This window comes from Mesorhizobium loti (genome assembly GCF_013170705.1).
Lineage (GTDB): Bacteria > Pseudomonadota > Alphaproteobacteria > Rhizobiales > Rhizobiaceae > Mesorhizobium > Mesorhizobium loti_D.
This window is the reverse complement of the sequence record NZ_CP033334.1, coordinates 4,088,234-4,103,777: the sequence shown is the minus strand read 5'-3', so window position 1 is coordinate 4,103,777 and position 15,544 is coordinate 4,088,234. Positions and strand designations below refer to the sequence as shown.

General features: G+C 63.5%; 14 protein-coding genes. 8 read left to right on the top strand and 6 right to left on the bottom strand.

Annotated elements, in window-relative coordinates; genetic code table 11:
• Window positions 1–2: 2 nt before the first annotated feature.
• The 3 genes from EB815_RS19925 to EB815_RS19915 form a co-directional block, all read right to left on the bottom strand.
• Window positions 3–1,025, bottom strand: a complete 1,023-nt coding sequence (locus tag EB815_RS19925; RefSeq protein ID WP_056572488.1) for an aldose epimerase family protein — start codon at window positions 1,023–1,025, stop codon at window positions 3–5.
• A 92-nt stretch (window positions 1,026–1,117) separates the two neighbouring features.
• A complete protein-coding gene (locus tag EB815_RS19920) occupies window positions 1,118–2,575 on the bottom strand; it encodes an NAD-dependent succinate-semialdehyde dehydrogenase (RefSeq protein WP_056572490.1) in 1,458 nt (485 codons plus the stop codon).
• A 178-nt stretch (window positions 2,576–2,753) separates the two neighbouring features.
• On the bottom strand, window positions 2,754–3,704 hold the full coding sequence (locus tag EB815_RS19915; protein WP_056572492.1) for an AEC family transporter: 951 nt from the start codon (window positions 3,702–3,704) through the stop codon (window positions 2,754–2,756).
• A 127-nt stretch (window positions 3,705–3,831) separates the two neighbouring features.
• Here EB815_RS19915 and EB815_RS19910 point away from each other — a divergent pair, with 127 nt between their 5' ends.
• Window positions 3,832–6,852, top strand: a complete 3,021-nt coding sequence (locus tag EB815_RS19910) for a caspase family protein (protein WP_056572495.1) — start codon at window positions 3,832–3,834, stop codon at window positions 6,850–6,852.
• Between the two features lie 99 nt (window positions 6,853–6,951).
• The gene (locus EB815_RS19905; protein ID WP_056572497.1) at window positions 6,952–7,500 is read left to right on the top strand and encodes a histidine phosphatase family protein; all 549 of its coding nucleotides are present in this window, start codon (window positions 6,952–6,954) and stop codon (window positions 7,498–7,500) included.
• Here EB815_RS19905 and EB815_RS19900 read toward each other — a convergent pair.
• Window positions 7,497–7,967, bottom strand: coding sequence for a hypothetical protein (locus tag EB815_RS19900; protein ID WP_056572499.1), 471 nt, complete (start codon window positions 7,965–7,967; stop codon window positions 7,497–7,499). The two genes, EB815_RS19905 and EB815_RS19900, sit on opposite strands and share 4 nt — an antisense overlap.
• A complete protein-coding gene (locus EB815_RS19895; RefSeq protein ID WP_056572501.1) occupies window positions 7,951–8,241 on the bottom strand; it encodes a hypothetical protein in 291 nt (96 codons plus the stop codon). The genes EB815_RS19900 and EB815_RS19895 overlap by 17 nt, the downstream gene beginning before the upstream one ends.
• 363 nt (window positions 8,242–8,604) lie before the next feature.
• On the opposite strand from EB815_RS19895, the gene EB815_RS19890 reads away from it, so the two are divergent.
• Genes EB815_RS19890 through EB815_RS19870 form a run of 5 tightly spaced genes read left to right on the top strand, consistent with a single transcriptional unit; the run spans window position 8,605 to window position 13,523 of the window.
• Window positions 8,605–8,886, top strand: coding sequence for an acyl carrier protein (locus EB815_RS19890; RefSeq protein ID WP_010909964.1), 282 nt, complete (start codon window positions 8,605–8,607; stop codon window positions 8,884–8,886).
• Between the two features lie 56 nt (window positions 8,887–8,942).
• Window positions 8,943–10,133 (top strand): beta-ketoacyl-ACP synthase, encoded by a 1,191-nt coding sequence (locus EB815_RS19885; protein ID WP_056572504.1) that lies wholly within the window; start codon window positions 8,943–8,945, stop codon window positions 10,131–10,133.
• A 50-nt stretch (window positions 10,134–10,183) separates the two neighbouring features.
• A complete protein-coding gene (locus EB815_RS19880; RefSeq protein WP_056572506.1) occupies window positions 10,184–11,461 on the top strand; it encodes a beta-ketoacyl-ACP synthase in 1,278 nt (425 codons plus the stop codon).
• A 36-nt stretch (window positions 11,462–11,497) separates the two neighbouring features.
• Entirely contained in the window at window positions 11,498–12,526 is a 1,029-nt protein-coding gene (locus EB815_RS19875) for a zinc-binding dehydrogenase (protein ID WP_056572508.1), read from the top strand.
• A gap of 13 nt (window positions 12,527–12,539) precedes the next feature.
• Complete coding sequence (locus tag EB815_RS19870; RefSeq protein WP_056573437.1) at window positions 12,540–13,523, top strand: lipid A biosynthesis lauroyl acyltransferase; 984 nt, start codon at window positions 12,540–12,542, stop codon at window positions 13,521–13,523.
• Between the two features lie 66 nt (window positions 13,524–13,589).
• Here EB815_RS19870 and EB815_RS19865 read toward each other — a convergent pair whose 3' ends face one another.
• Window positions 13,590–14,021, bottom strand: coding sequence for a L,D-transpeptidase (locus EB815_RS19865; RefSeq protein ID WP_056572510.1), 432 nt, complete (start codon window positions 14,019–14,021; stop codon window positions 13,590–13,592).
• Window positions 14,022–14,242: 221 nt separating this feature from the next.
• On the opposite strand from EB815_RS19865, the gene EB815_RS19860 reads away from it, so the two are divergent.
• Window positions 14,243–15,520: an acetylornithine deacetylase/succinyl-diaminopimelate desuccinylase family protein gene (locus EB815_RS19860; RefSeq protein WP_056572511.1), complete on the top strand. Its 1,278-nt coding sequence runs from the start codon at window positions 14,243–14,245 to the stop codon at window positions 15,518–15,520.
• The last annotated feature ends 24 nt before the right edge of the window (window positions 15,521–15,544 follow it).

The following is a 15,544-nucleotide window of genomic DNA, read 5'->3' as shown; positions in this document are numbered from 1 at the left end:
AACTATGGAAGGCGGAAACGATATTCCGTCACGTGGTGATAAATTGCACCTGGCCACAGCGTCGCCTGTGGAAAATACGGCCGGTTCGGCGCATCCGGCCATATCTGAGGTTCCAGGCAGAAGCCACTAAAGGCTTTGTAATCCCGCCCTTCCAGGCCCTTGCGGGGCGTCACATACTGGCCTGTATAGAGCTGGACGCCGGGCTCCGTCGTCCAGACCTCCATCTCGACGCCGGAGCTTGCCCCTTGCGTCCATGCCGCTTGCCGCAGCGGTCCGCGCGCCGAGGCGAGGCAGAAATTCTGGTCGTAGGGCAGTTGTTCGCCCTCGGTCTCCATGCGCAACGGCCGCGCCTGGCGGAAATCGAAAGGCGTGCCGTCAACCGGCTTGACCACGCCGGTCGGGATCATGTCGCCATCGACCGGCAGATAGGCACCGGCGTTCAGCATCAACCTGTGATCGAGAATGTCGCCGGCCCCGCCATCATCCAGGTTGAAATAGGAGTGCTGCGTAAGATTGCACAGCGTCGGCTCCTCGCAGGTCGCCGTCAGTTCGACGCTGAGCGTGCCGGGTATCTTCAGCCGGTAGGTGCAGGTGACGTCGAGCGCGCCGGGAAAGCCCATCGCGCCGTCGGGATCGTGCAGCGTCAGCGTGACGAAGTCCCGGCCGTGCAGCGAAACCGCCCATGGCCGGTGCGAATAACCCTGCGAGCCGCCATGCAGCGTGTGCTTGTCGAGGAAATTCGGCTCGGTCTGGTAGCGGTTGCCGCCAATGGTGAAGCGGCCGTCGCGGATGCGGTTGGCATAGCGGCCGACCACCGCGCCGAAGAAGGCGTTGTCGGCCTCATACTCTTGCAGGGTGCCGTAGCCGAGCACCAGCGGCGCATCGTGGCCGGTCAGGCGCAAATCCTGGATGATGGCGCCGAGACCGATGATGTTGGCGGTGAGGCCGCCGCCCCTGATGGCGAAGCGGCGCACGGGCTCGCCCGTCTGTGTCGTGCCGAAGACCTCGCCGTCCTTCATCGCCATGCCCGCAAATGCCAGTTGATCCAGAGGACTTCGGGAGGATTTCCCAGAAAAGATGGGCCGCCCGTTGGCCTGCCCATCTCAAGACCAGTCTATCAGAGGCCGAGGCCGCCAATGCAGACATATTTGGTGTCGAGATAATCCTCGATGCCCTGATGTCCGCCTTCCTTGCCGAGACCCGATTCCTTGACGCCGCCGAACGGCGCCTCTGGCGTCGTGATGAGGCCTTCATTGACGCCGACCATGCCGTATTTCAGCCCTTCCATGACCCGGAAGGCACGGCCGAGATCACCGGTGTAGAAGTAGCAGGCAAGGCCGAACTCGGTGTCGTTGGCCAGTTGCACCGCCTCTTCCTCGGTCTCGAACTTGAACACCGGTGCGACCGGGCCGAAGATCTCTTCCTTCATGAAGCGCATCTTGGGCGTGGCATTGGCGATGACCGTCGGCTGGAAGAACGAGCCGCCGAGCGCATGACGCTTGCCGCCGGCGACGATCTTGCCCCCCTTCGAGGTGGCGTCGGCGATCAGTTCCTCGACCTTCTCGACCGCCTTCTCGTCGATCAGCGGTCCCTGCTGCACGCCTTCCTCGAGGCCGGAACCGACCTTCAGCCCGTTGCTGGCGGCGGCCAGTTTCTCGACGAACTTGTCATAGACGCCGGCCTGCACGAGGAAGCGGTTGGTGCACACGCAGGTCTGGCCGGAATTGCGGTACTTGGCGGTTATGGCGCCGGTGACGGCACGGTCGATATCGGCGTCGTCGAAGACGATGAACGGCGCGTTGCCGCCAAGTTCCATCGAGACTTTCTTGACGGTGACCGACGACTTCTGGATCAGGATCTTGCCGACTTCGGTCGAGCCCGTGAAGGTGATCTTCTTGACCAGCGGATTGGCGCAGATCTCGTCGCCGATTTCTCCGGCGGCACCGGTCAGGATGTTGACGACGCCCTTGGGGAAGCCGACTTCCTCGGCCAGCGCGCCCCAGGCGAGGCCCGAATATGGCGTCTGCGAGGCCGGCTTGACGACGGCGGTGCAGCCCGCGGCCAGTGCGGGACCGAGCTTGCGGGCCAGCATCGAGGACGGGAAATTCCACGGCGTGATGGCGGCGATGACGCCGACCGGTTCCTTGGTCACCAGGATACGGCGATCCGCCCATGGTGACGGCACAACGTCGCCATAGGTGCGGCGGCCCTCCTCGGCGAACCACAATATATAAGCCGCGGCCGAGCCGATCTCGCCCTTCGATTCGAACAGAGACTTGCCCTGCTCGATGGTCAGCAGTTCGGCCAGCACGTCCTGATTGTCCATCATCGCGTCATGCAGCTTGCGCAGCAGCTTCGAGCGTTCGAGCGCGGTGGTCTTGCGCCACGACTTGAAGGCGGCATCGGCCGCCTCGATGGCGCGGCGGGTCTCGGCCTTGCCCGACTTCGGCACGGTGCCGATCTTGAGGCCGGTGGCGGGATTGTTGACGTCGACCGTCTGGCCGCTGTCGGCCTGCACCCATTCGCCGTTGATGAGATTGGCCTGCCGCATGAAATGGCTGGTTTTCTGAAGCATGGTCTAGCCTCCGCTCGGCGCACTGACGGGCCGGTATCTGGATTTTCTTCGATGGGCGTGCCCGATGATATCGAGGCCGGGACACTGGAGCCAGTGCTCTTTACCTAGGGCAAGCCACGCAATCAATTGCAAGATGGCATATAGGCTTTGGGCCAGCACGAAACCAGCCGAAGACGAACTAACCGTAGACGTGGAGAACCACGGTCAGCCAGAAAGCCGTGGTGATGGCGGCACAGGCCGTGGCGATGGTCATCTGGTTCGAAGCCAGCGCCTGGCCGGTGTTGAACTGCACGGCGATGAGATAGGAATTGATCCCGGATGGCAGCGCCGCGACCACGACCGCCACCTTGGCGGTCATCGGCGGCAGGCCGAGCAGCCATACGAAGGCGAGAACCAGCGCAGGCATCAGGAACAGCTTCAGCGCCGAAAGCGCCAGGGCCGGCCTGACATTGCCGGAAACGCCGAAGCGACGCAGGCTGAGCCCCATGGCAAACAGCGCCACCGGCCCGGCCGTGTCGGCCAGCGCATCGACCAGCCGCATGGCGAGGTCAGGCAGCGGCACGCCGCTGAGGCGCCATGCCAGCCCCAGCAGAATGCCGATGATCAGCGGGTTCATGAACAGCCGCCGCAGGAAGCTGCGCAGCACCCGCAGCGGATGGACATGGTCGCCGCTGCCGCGGCCAAACATCTCGAACAGCACGATCGAGGCCATCATCATGACCGGCAGATGCACGGAGACCAGAAGCGACAGCACTTCGAAGCCGCTCGGGCCGAATACGCCAAGGATGAACGGCGCGCCGAGCAGCACGACATTGGAATAGGCCGACGACACGCCCCCGACGACGCCGGCGCGCGCATCACGTCCGAAGATCCTCGTGGTGACGAGATGGCCGACGGCCCAGGTTATCGCCACAGACGTGAAATAAGCTCCCCACAGCGGCCATGGCGCCACGCCGTGGAAATCGGCATTCACCATCGTCTGGAACAGAAGCAGCGGCATCGCCACCGAGACCGCGAAGTCCGATATCCCCTCACCGCTCGCCGGCCTGAGATAACCGGTGAGCCCGGCGAGATAGCCGAGCGCGACGAGGCTGAAGACGAAAAGGACGGTTTCTGTGAGTGGGGACATTTTTCAGGGATAGGCGAGCCACGCCCGTGGCGCAATCGCGCCCGAATTTGATCATGCCCGAATTTGATCATGGTCTGCTGGCAGCGTTATAGAGGGTTTGGAACATCAGGGCGGACACGAACGACAAATGACCTTTGTCGAAACCTCAGGACGCAATCTTTTTGCGCGGATGTGGCTGACGGCCTTCGTCGCCGCGCTGTTTTGTCTTGCCGCGACGGCGTTTGCGCTTGCCGAACCGAAAAACCTCAAGGGCGTGGCGCTGATTATCGGTCAGTCGAAATATGAACACATCGCCGCCCTGCCCAACCCGGCCAACGACGCCCGCGACATGGCCAAGATGCTGACAGACCTCGGTTTCGACGCCCGCAACGTCACCGATCGCGATGCCGCCAGGTTGAAGCGCGACCTCGAACGGTTCGTCGAGGATGCCGAAGGCGTCGACGTCGCCTTCATCTACTATTCCGGGCACGGCATCGAAGCCGGCGGCGAGAACTATCTGGTTCCGGTCGATGCCGACGTCTCGTCGCTCAAGGATGCCGGTCAGGCGCTGGTGCCGATGTCCGCCGTCATGGATGAATTGAAGAAGACCGTGCCGGTGACGATCATGCTGCTCGACGCCTGCCGCACCAATCCGTTTCCCGCCGACGCCGTGGTGCGGCGCGCACCAACCGCTTCCGCCGAGCCGATCGGTGCCGGCGGGCTGGAACCGGTCCGTGGCGCCAAGGCCCTCGGCAACGCACCGGCGGCCGATGCGAGCCTGGGCACTGTGGTCGGCTTCGCCGCCGAACCGGGGCGCCCGGCTCTGGATGGTGCCCCCGGGGAAAACAGCCCTTACGCAGCCGCGCTGCTACGCCACCTCGCGGCGATGAAAGGCACGGAGTTCGGCTCGGTCATGCGCATGGTGACCGAGGAAGTCTATCTCGACACCAAGGCGAAGCAGCGCCCCTGGGTCAATGAAAGCCTGCGCCGGCTGCTCTATTTCGGCGTCGCGCCACCGGAACCGACAGGCGATGACGGGCTGATCACCGGCGAACGGCGGCAACTGCTCCTGACCATTTCCGACCTGCCCGATCCCAAAAGGGCGCAAGTGGAACTGGCCTCGCTGCAGGACGGGGTGCCGCTCGACGCGCTCTATGGGGTACTCAGGGCACTCGGCACGGAAAAGATCCCCGAGGATCCGGCCGACCTGCACAAGGTGCTCGACGCACAGGCCGAGCGGCTGAAGAAGATGATGTCCGAGCGCGCGGCGTTGCGTACGGACGATCCGGAGATCAAGCGGCTGGTCGCGTCCGCCGACAAGGCCATCAGCCAGGGCGCAATGGTGACGGCGCGCAAATTCCTCGATGACGCGGTCGGCAGGGTCGAGCAGAACGGCGACGCTGTTGACGAGGCCGAGGACCTGGTCCGGCAGAAACGCATCGCCGACGCCGCCATCTACGCCAAGCGCGCCGACGCGTCGGCGCTGATCTTCGACTACAGATCCGCCGCCAACGACTACGCCAAGGCATTCTCGCTGGCCGAGAAATGGGACGAGAAGCTGCGCTGGAACTACAAGAACCAGGAAGCCGAGGCACTCAATGCCCATGGCTATGCCACCGGCGACCTCGATGCGCTGCAGCACGCGATCGAAGCCTATCGCGTCATCCTGAACTTCATCCCGAATGGCGAGCAGAACCGTGACTGGGCCATCACTCGCAACAACATGGCGGTGGTGTTGCAGACCATCGGTGAACGCGAGACCGAAACCGCCCGTCTCGAAGAAGCGGCACGGATCTTTCGCGATTCGCTTGCCGTTTTCGAGCACGAGAAGGACGACCGCAACTGGGCGGCCGCGCAGAATAACCTCGCCAATGTGCTCCTGAAGATCGGTGAGCGGGAAAGCGATCCGAAACGACTCAATGAAGCGGTGGCGGCGATGCACGCCACGCTCGAAAAGCGCCCACGCGACAAGCTGCCGCTCGACTGGGCCGCCTCGCAGAACAATCTCGGCCTCGCGCTCTACGCCCTTTCCGAGCGCGACCCTGCCGGCGAGCACCTGAAGGAAGCGGAAGCCGCCTACCGGCTGGCGCTCGAGGAATACACGCGCGAGAAAACGCCGGTGGAATGGGCGATGGTCGAGAATAATCTCGGCAATACCCTTGTGACTTCAGGCATCCAGCTCAACGACAAGGCCAAGATCAACGAGGCGGCCGATGCGTTTCGCGCGGCGCTGAAGGTGCGGACCCGCGAGACCTTCCCGGTGTCATGGGCAACCAGCCGGCTCAATCTCGGCAACGCGCTGAGCGGGGTTGCCCGCTTCGATATCGGCACGGGCACGCTCGAAGAGGCCGCCGCGGCTTATGATGACGCGCTCACCGTGTTTACCCGCCAGCGGTTCCCGATGGATTGGGCGTCGGCGCAGAACAATCTCGGCTCGATCTATCAGACGCTTGGCCAGCGAACCCGCGATGCGGCCAAGCTCGAACAGTCGGCGGCAGCCTTCCAGGCCGCCCGGCAGGTCTATGTCAGGCGGAAATTCCCGCAGGATTGGGCCATGAGCTACTACAATCTCGGCAACACGCTGCAGCTTCTTGGCGGCGTCACGGACAAGCCCGAGCACTACAGCGAGGCGGTCGACGCCTATCGGAATGCGTTGCGCGAATACAAGCGCGAGACGAACCCTCGGCAATGGGCGCTGGCCCAGGCCGGTCTGGGCTCGACGCTGCACTGGCTGAGCATGAGCAATGCCGATCCGAAAACCTTGCAAGATTCTATCGCGGCGCGGCGGGCGGCACTTGAAGTGCTGTCCATCGAGTCCGCGCCGGTCGACTGGGCCAACGCCCAGAACGGCATCGGCATGAGCCTGCTCAACCTCGGCAACATCGAACGGACCGGAAAATATCTCGACGAGGCCGAGGCGGCCTTCACCGCGACACTGAAGGTGTTCACGCGCGAAAGTCAGCCCATGCAATGGGCCTTTGAACAGAACAATCTTGGCGACATCCACTGGAACCGCGCCAGCTATGGCGGCGGCAAGCCGGAATATCTCAGGGCCATCGAGTTCTTCGAGAACGCCAAGCAGGGCTTCACCGAAGCCGGCTACACCATACCCATCCCGCTCACCGACCAGAAGATCGATCTGGTGAAGCAGCAGCTCGCCAAAAAGTGAGGCTGGGACGTCCGCGACGCCCGCTTGTCTTTGTGCCGGCCTTCCGATCCCTATATGCGAATGGTCGGAGTCTGATGCCAGGCTCATGGAAGGACCGCGATGATTCGATTTGCCCTGGCCTTGTTCCTGCTCGTCATTCCCTTCGCGGCGCATGCCACGGATGCCGGCTGGGCGTTGCTGCGCGATGGCGGCCATGTCGTGCTGCTGCGCCATGCCATGGTCACCGGCACCACCGATCCGGCCAATTTCGACATCGACAGCTGCGCCACCCAGATCAACCTCTCGGCGCGCGGTAAGCAGCAGGCGAGCAAGATCGGCGCGTTGTTTGCCGCCCGCGCCGCGCCGGTCGAACGCGTGCTGTCGAGCCGCTACTGCCGCTGCCTCGACACCGCCCGCATCGCCTTCGAGGCCGAGCCGGAGCTGTTTGCGCCGCTCGATCTGCTGAAAGGCGACGATGCGCAGAAGGCCGCCCAGATCGCCGCCATCATGAAGGAAATCCGCGCCTATTCCGGTTCCGACAACCTGATCATGGTCACCCATCTGGAAGACATCGTGGCGCTGACCGGGGTTTCGCCGCGAGAGGGCGAAGCCGTGGTCGTCGAGCCGCAGGGCGACGGCCTGCGTGTGCTCGGCCGTGTTACGTTCTAATCATGGCCGGAGCCGGCTGACGAACCGGTGAGCAACCACGTATCGATGCGGACTTTCCACGCCTCGATCATGTGTACGAACGCGTCCTCGGTCAATTCCGACAGATACGCGTCCCCTGCTGCCGTCAGAGCCGTGAACGTGTAGGCAATCGATGCCTGCGTGCCACCGTCGGCGGCCGGGCGGCAGGCCACCTCGACAAATCCGAAACGTGAATCCGGCGTAACCCTGACATAGCGGACGCGATGCGCGACAGGATCCCAGTCGGCGCAGGCCCAGAGCGTCGTCTCGTCGCCGTGGACAGTCCGGAAGACCATGCCTTGCCGCGTATCTCCATTTTGCGGGTGCAGAAATTCCGGATCCCAGCCCTCCACCCAAAGGGTCTCGCCGATCGGCGTGAACAGCGGGAAGACGCGGTCGACCGGACCGGAAAGGACGATGCTGTGGCTGCGCTCAAGATGGCTCGTCATCCGCCTTTCCTTCCCTTTCCACTCCGTCCGACGGCGGCGCTTCAGCCAGACCGTGGCTGTCCGCGGCGCCAAGCTCCAGCCCGTAGATGCGCTTCAATTGGCTGATCGTTTCCAGGGTCGCTGGCGAAAACGGCGCCTGCCCTTCGAAGGCATGCAGCACGATGCCTTCGATGAGATCGCCAAGGCTCATGTCGCGATGCTCGGCCAGCGCCTTGAGCACCTTCACCAGCCGCTTTTCCAGGCGCACGCCCGTCTGCACGCGTTCAATGTTCATGGTGAATTGGTATCATGGTACATTGGTACCATCAAGCCTCTCGCGACATCTGGCGGTGTTGCCGAAGGCCACCGCTGAAAAAAGCCGCGAACTCGCCCCGACAGCCGCCTGCGACAACCCGCGACAACTGATGCGTATCGTCCAAAATTGGTTCCGGTTTTGGGAAAACGACAGGCATCGAAACAGCGACTGACGTGACGTAATGGGAAGGGCCGCCGGGTTGACCGGCGGCCCTTCTTGCGTTTCTTGGGCAGCCTACCCATCTGCGCCCGGCTTATCAGGCCTTTTCCTGCCGGGAAAAACCGATTAGACAGCGCCCAAACAAGATGCGGACAGATTCCGCCCGCAAAGAAGGAAAAGCCCTTGTCCACCACGTTCGACAAAGTCGCCAAGATCATTGCCGACACCAGCGAGATCGATATCGACACCATCACACCCGAGAGCCACACGATCGACGATCTCGGCATCGACAGCCTCGATTTCCTCGACATCGTCTTCGCCATCGACAAGGAATTCGGCATCAAGGTGCCGCTGGAAAAGTGGACCCAGGAAGTCAATGACGGCAAGGCGTCGACCGACGACTACTTCGTCATGAAGAACCTGTGCGCCAAGATCGACGCACTGGTCGCCGCCAAGACCGCCTGATGTCAGTTGAGCGCGCGACCTTGACGCGCTCTGCCGCCTGACCCACAAAGCCGCTCATGAGCAGCCCCCGCGACGTCGTCATCACTGGTATCGGCCTTGTCTCCTCGCTAGGAGAAGGTCCGGACGCCCACTGGCAGAAGCTGGCGCAGCCGGGCCTGCAGCCGGTGCTCGAAGCCGCGCGCTTCGCGCCCTACACCGTCCACCCGCTGCCCGAAATCGACTGGAACCTGCAGATCGCCAAGCGTGGCGATCAGCGGCAGATGGAAACCTGGCAGCGGCTCGGCACCTATGCCGCCGGGCTTGCGCTCGACGATGCCGGCATCAAGGGCAATGACGAGCTCTGCGCGACCATGGACATGGTGGTGGCCGCCGGCGGCGGCGAGCGCGACGAGGCGGTTGACGCCGCCATTCTCGCCGCATCCGAGAGCCGCAATGACCGCGACGTGCTGCTCAACGAGAAGCTGACCACCGAGTTGCGGCCGACCCTGTTTTTGGCGCAGCTTTCCAACCTGCTCGCTGGCAACATCTCCATCGTCCACAAGGTGACAGGCTCGTCACGCACCTTCATGGGCGAGGAAGGTGCCGGCGTCGCCGCCGTCGAAACGGCCGCTGCCCGCATCCGCTCCGGCCAGTCGACGCACATTCTGGTCGGCGGCGCCTTCCAGACCGAACATTCCGACATGCTGCTCGGTTACGAGCTTGCCGGCTATTTGCATCGCGGCCCGTGGAAACCTGTGTGGCAAAGACAGGGTGCCGAGGGTGGCGGCGTCGTCACGGGATCCGGCGGTGCCTTCCTGGTGCTGGAGCAGCGCGAACACGCCGTGAGCCGTGGGCGCAAGATCTACGCCGAACTCGGCCCGGTCGTTTCAGGCCGCGCCAGGCGGCCACGCGGAGAGCTCGATGCCGAGATCGCCGCGCTGCTCGGCCAGGCGGCGCTGCCGAACGGCAAGCTGCTTGCCCTGTCGGGTGCCTCGGGCGCGCATGCCGCAACCACCGCCGAGAAGACGGTGCTCGATGCCAATCCCGGGATCGCCGCGCGCGGCTTCTCGACACTGACCGGGCACATGAAGGAAGCGCAGTTTCCTTTCGCGGTGGCGCTGGCGGCACTCGCCGTCGACCGCAAGGCCGCTTACCCTGTTTTCGATGCCGCCGCCGAGAAGCCGTTCAAAGGCATTCCCGCAAGCGTCCTTGCAACGGCGATCGGCTATCACCAATTCGAGGGCATGGCGCTGGTCAACGCCGCATAACGCGGCGCTCGCGATCCATGCTGCAACGATAAACGCTCGAGGGCTCCCGGATGGCCAATCTGAACGATCACATGGGCAGGCCAATTGTCGCCGTCACCGGCATCGGCGTTGTCACCTCGCTCGGCGTCGGCAAGACCGACAATTGGGCGGCGTTGACCTCCGGCAAGTCGGGCATCCACCCGATCACCCGCTTTCCCATCGATCAACTGAACACCCGCATCTCCGGCATGGTCGATTTCCTGCCGTCGAGTTCGAAAGGTGCCAGCCCGCTCACCTATGAGCTGGCCGAGCTTGCCGGCCTCGAAGCGGTGACCGAATCCGGTCTTGATTCCAGCGACTTCGGCGGACCGCTTTTCCTCGCATCGCCGCCGGTTGAACTCGACTGGGCCGAGCGCTTCTCGCTCTACAATTCCGACAAGGACAAGGACGACACCGCCGCCGAAAGACTGCTTCGGGTGGCGCGTAGCTTGAAAGAGCTGGATATTTTCGAAACCACCCAGTTCGGTTCTATCGCCGACCGCCTTGCCGACCGCCTTGGCACACGCGGTCTGCCGATCACCCTGTCGACGGCCTGCGCTTCGGGTGCCACCGCGATCCAGCTCGGTGTCGAGGCGATCCGACGCGGCGAATGCGACCGTGCGCTATCGATCGGCGCGGACGGTTCTGCCACCGCCGAGGCATTGATTCGCTTCTCATTGCTTTCGGCGCTCTCCACGCACAACGACATTCCCGAAAAGGCATCGAAGCCTTTCTCCAGGGATCGCGACGGCTTCGTATTGGCCGAGGGGTCCGGGGCGCTGGTGTTGGAATCGCTTGAGGCGGCATTGGCTCGCGGCGCGACCATTCTTGGCGTCCTCAGCGGTTGCGGCGAGAAGGCCGACGACTTCCACCGCACCCGCTCGAAGCCGGACGCTTCGCCCGCCATCGCCGCGGTTCGCGCCGCCCTCGCCGATGCCGGCCTGGGTGAAGACGAGATCGACTATGTCAACGCCCACGGCACGTCGACCCCCGAGAACGACAAGATGGAACATCTGGCACTGTCGACCGTATTCGGCGAGCGCATAAGCTCCATGCCGGTGTCGTCGAACAAGTCGATGATCGGCCACACCCTGTCGGCGGCCGGCGCCGTCGAGGCGGCGTTTTCGCTGATGACGATGCGCGAAAGCGTCATTCCGCCGACCATCAACTACGACAATCCCGATCCGGCGATCGTGCTCGACGTGGTGCCCAACAAGAAGCGCAATGCCGAGGTTCGGAGCGTTTTGTCGAACTCCTTCGGCTTCGGCGGCCAGAACACTTGCCTTGTCATGACACGGGAACCGGTCTAAGCGACCTTTTTCAGTCCCACTGAACCGACAGGCCCAATGCGCGCATTGCAACTTATCGAGGACCGCCGTCTTGAGACGGTGGACCTGCCGCCCCCGCCGCCCCCCGCACTCGGCGAAGTCACGCTGCGCATCAAGGCGGTGGCACTGAACCATATCGACGTCTGGGGCTGGCGCGGCATGGCCTTCGCCAAGCGCAAGCTGCCGCTGGTCGTCGGCGCCGAGGCCTCCGGCGAGGTCGAGGCGGTCGGCCCTGGCGTTTCCAGCCTGCTGCCCGGACAATTGGTGTCGATCTATGGCGCGCGCACCTGCGGCCTTTGTCGCGCCTGCCGCGAAGGCCGCGACAATCTGTGCGAACATGTTTCCGGCGTTCACGGTTTCCATCTCGACGGCTTCGCGCAGGAAAAGATCAACCTGCCCGCACGCCTGCTGGTCCCCGCTCCACCCGGCGTGACCGACATTGGCGCCGCGGTGGCGCCCGTTACCTTCGGCACGGTCGAGCACATGCTGTTCGACAACGCCAGGCTTCAGCCGGGTGAAACCATCCTTGTCCATGCCGGCGGCTCCGGCATCGGCTCGGCCGCCATTCAGCTGGCCAAGCGGATGGGTTGCACCATCATCACCACGGTCGGCTCGAACGACAAGATCGACAAGGCCAAGGCGCTCGGCGCCGACCATGTCATCAACTATCGCGACGACCGCTTCGAAGGCGTCGTGCGCAAGCTGACAAAGAAGAAGGGCGTCGACGTCGTGTTCGAGCACGTCGGCGCCGACACCTTTGCCGGCTCGATGCTGTGCCTGAAACGCGGCGGCCGCCTGGTGACCTGCGGCTCGACCTCCGGCGTGTCGACGCAGATCAACCTGATGCAGCTGTTCCAGCAGCAACTGAAGCTGCTCGGATCCTTCGGTTGCCGCATGGAAAACATGGCCAACGCCATGCAGAAAATGGCGGCGGGACAGGTCGCACCGGTCATCGACACCGAGGTCGGATTCGATGATATCGACGCCGCGCTGAAGCGCATGGAAGGCCGCGACGTCTTCGGCAAGATCATCCTGCGCGTCGCCTAGGGCCTTGACCTCGGTGCTCAAGAAGCTTCGCCGCGACGTCAAATTTCGCTATGGTCGGCAGTTGCGCCAAGCGAACTACTGGCTGGTTGCGCGTGCGGCGATGATCATCCTTTCGGTGCTGCGCCTGTTGCCGGTCGACAGCGCATTGAATTTCGCCGACCGGGTCGCGCGCCTCATTGGCCCCCGGGTCGGACGCCATCAGGTCGCCATCGACAATCTGCGCAAGGCCTATCCGGAAAAGAGCGAGGACGAAATCGAGGCCATCGCCTCCGACATGTGGGGCAACATGGCCCGGCTCGCCGCCGAATACATCTTCCTCGACGCCCTGTTCGACTATGATCCGGCCGCCAGCAAGCCCGGCCGCGTCGAGGTCAAGGGAGTAGAACATTTCGTCGAGATCGCCGCCGAAAAGCAGCCGCATATCGTCTTCACCGGCCATCTCGGCAATTTCGAACTGCTGCCGGTGGCGGCGGCCACTTTCGGCATGAACATCACGGCGCTGTTCCGCCCGCCCAACAACCCATACCTTGCCGACTACATTCTTTCGACGCGGCGCTCGACCATGGGCGCGCTGCTGCCGTCGATGGCGGGGGCCTCGTTTGCCCTGGCCTCCGTGCTGGAAAACGGCGGCAATATCGGCGTCCTTGTCGACCAGAAATTCTCCAACGGCCTGGAGACGACCTTCTTCGGTCGCCCCTGCCAAAGCAACCGGGTGCTCGGCACCCTTGCCCGCCACTATGACTGCGACGTCTATCCGGCGCGTTGCATCAGATTGCCAGGCAACCGCTTCCGGCTCGAGATCGAGGACAGACTGGTCTTGCCGCGTACCGCTGACGGCAGCGTCGACGTCCACGCCACCACCCAGATGCTGAACGATGTGGTCGAACGCTGGGTGCGCGAGGATCCCGGCCAGTGGATGTGGTTTCACAAAAGGTGGGAAATCAGCAACTGGCGGCGCAAGAAGCGGCCGAAGCCGGCTCCTGCCGCAAGCGCCTAGCCCAAGCTGCTGGCGAGAAAGTGACTCTGCGCCAGCGATTGATGCCACCGGCGAATCCGGGACGTTTCAGTTCGCCACGACAATGCGCGTGTTGCCGAAGCCCACTTCCCGCACCATCGAATAAAAGGCAGCCGCATTGGCCGTGTGCAGCCGCACGCAGCCATGCGAGGCCGGACGGCCGAGTTGCCTGACAGCGCCCGTCCCATGGATGGCATATCCACCATGGAAGAACACCGAATAAGGCATCGGCGACATGTCGTATTTGCGCGAATACCACATCTTGGCGGTTCGCTGCGGCCGATATGTGCCACGCGGGGTGAAATAACCCGAGCGGGCGGTCGACACGGCCCAGCGATAGACCTCCGACCCGTACCGCACCGTCATCGTCTGCGACGACACGTCGATCTTCGCTTCCAACATCGCCGCGTAACTTGCGGACGGCGTACCCAACAGCGCGGTTGCCAACATCGCCGCTGCCACGAGAAAGAACTTCTTCATGCGATCAAACCCCTTTGATTGCCCCTTGCCGGCTCGCCATCACGTTGTTTTTCACCATTTTTAATGGCAGTGAACGGATAACACACACTCCTTGATCAATTCCCCAATCCAAAGCAGCGAATTTGAACGATTTCCCGCGATAGTTGCCGCAACGACACGTCGCACGGACTTGATGGTCGGTGGGCTTGCAAAACCGCCGGGATCGCTGCTCAACTCAGCGGATGAACGAACGACTCCTCAAGGCAATCGATGACAGGCGCGACGATGTCGTCGCGCTGACCGCCGACCTCATCCGTTTTCCGACCATCAACCCACCGGGCGAAGCCTACCGGCCATGCGCCGAATATCTTGGCGCGCGGCTGAGAAAGCGCGGTTTTGAAACCGAATTCATCCGCGCCGAAGGCACGCCCGGCGACACCGACCGCTATCCGCGCGTCAATGTCGTGGCCCGTTTCGACGGCCGCTCGCCCGGTGCCTGCGTCCACTTCAACTCGCATATCGACGTCGTCGAGGCCGGCGACGGCTGGACCGTCGATCCGTTCGCCGGCATCGTCAAGGACGGCAAGGTCTATGGACGTGGCGCCTGCGACATGAAGGGCGGCCTGGCCGCGTCGATCATCGCGGCCGAAGCCTTCATGGACGTTTATCCCGATTTCCCCGGCGCCATCGAAATATCGGGCACGGTCGACGAGGAATCCGGCGGCTTCGGCGGCGTCGCCCATCTGGCCGGCCTCGGCTATTTCTCCAAGCCCAAGGTCGACCACGTCATCATCCCCGAGCCGTTGAACAAGGACCGCATCTGCCTTGGCCACCGCGGTGTCTGGTGGGCGGAGATCGAGACCAAGGGCGAGATCGCGCATGGCTCGATGCCGTTTCTGGGCGACAATGCGGTGCGCCATATGGGCGCCGTGCTGAAGGCTTTCGAGGACGAGTTGTTCCCGGCGCTCGACCGCAAGGTGACGCGCATGCCGGTCGTGCCCGAAGGCGCCAGGCGCTCGACCATGAACATCAATTCCATCCATGGCGGCCAGACCGAGGATTTCCGGCCTGGCCTGCCCTCGCCCAACGTGCCCGATTCCTGTCGGCTGACCATCGACCGCCGCTTCCTGCTCGAGGAAGATCTCGCCACGGTCAAGGGCGAAGTGACCGACATTCTCGAGCGGCTGAAGCGCGAGCGCAAGAAATTCGACTACGAGATCCGCGACCTGATGGAAGTACTGCCGTTGATGACCGAGCGCGACGCGCCGGTGGTCAAGGCCGTGGCGCAAGGCATTCACGCGATCTTCGACCGCGAGCCCGACTACGTCATCTCGCCCGGCACGTACGACCAGAAGCACATTGCCCGCATCGGCCATATTTACGACTGTATCGCCTATGGACCGGGCATTCTCGACCTCGCCCACCGGCCGGACGAGTGGGTCGGCATAGAGGACATGGTGGAAGCGGCCAAGGTGATGGCGATCGGGCTCAACGTGCTGCTGCGCGGCACAACCGGATGATCGGCCTGCGGCGCAAAAAACATT

Coding starts and splice junctions, on each gene's coding strand:
- EB815_RS19920 (WP_056572490.1), bottom strand. CDS start 2,575: ATGCTTCAGAAAACCAGCCATTTCATGCGGCAGGCCAATCTCATCAAC.
- EB815_RS19860 (WP_056572511.1), top strand. CDS start 14,243: ATGAACGAACGACTCCTCAAGGCAATCGATGACAGGCGCGACGATGTC.
- EB815_RS19865 (WP_056572510.1), bottom strand. CDS start 14,021: ATGAAGAAGTTCTTTCTCGTGGCAGCGGCGATGTTGGCAACCGCGCTG.
- EB815_RS19915 (WP_056572492.1), bottom strand. CDS start 3,704: ATGTCCCCACTCACAGAAACCGTCCTTTTCGTCTTCAGCCTCGTCGCG.
- EB815_RS19875 (WP_056572508.1), top strand. CDS start 11,498: ATGCGCGCATTGCAACTTATCGAGGACCGCCGTCTTGAGACGGTGGAC.
- EB815_RS19910 (WP_056572495.1), top strand. CDS start 3,832: ATGACCTTTGTCGAAACCTCAGGACGCAATCTTTTTGCGCGGATGTGG.
- EB815_RS19885 (WP_056572504.1), top strand. CDS start 8,943: ATGAGCAGCCCCCGCGACGTCGTCATCACTGGTATCGGCCTTGTCTCC.
- EB815_RS19895 (WP_056572501.1), bottom strand. CDS start 8,241: ATGAACATTGAACGCGTGCAGACGGGCGTGCGCCTGGAAAAGCGGCTG.
- EB815_RS19905 (WP_056572497.1), top strand. CDS start 6,952: ATGATTCGATTTGCCCTGGCCTTGTTCCTGCTCGTCATTCCCTTCGCG.
- EB815_RS19880 (WP_056572506.1), top strand. CDS start 10,184: ATGGCCAATCTGAACGATCACATGGGCAGGCCAATTGTCGCCGTCACC.
- EB815_RS19900 (WP_056572499.1), bottom strand. CDS start 7,967: ATGACGAGCCATCTTGAGCGCAGCCACAGCATCGTCCTTTCCGGTCCG.
- EB815_RS19925 (WP_056572488.1), bottom strand. CDS start 1,025: ATGGCGATGAAGGACGGCGAGGTCTTCGGCACGACACAGACGGGCGAG.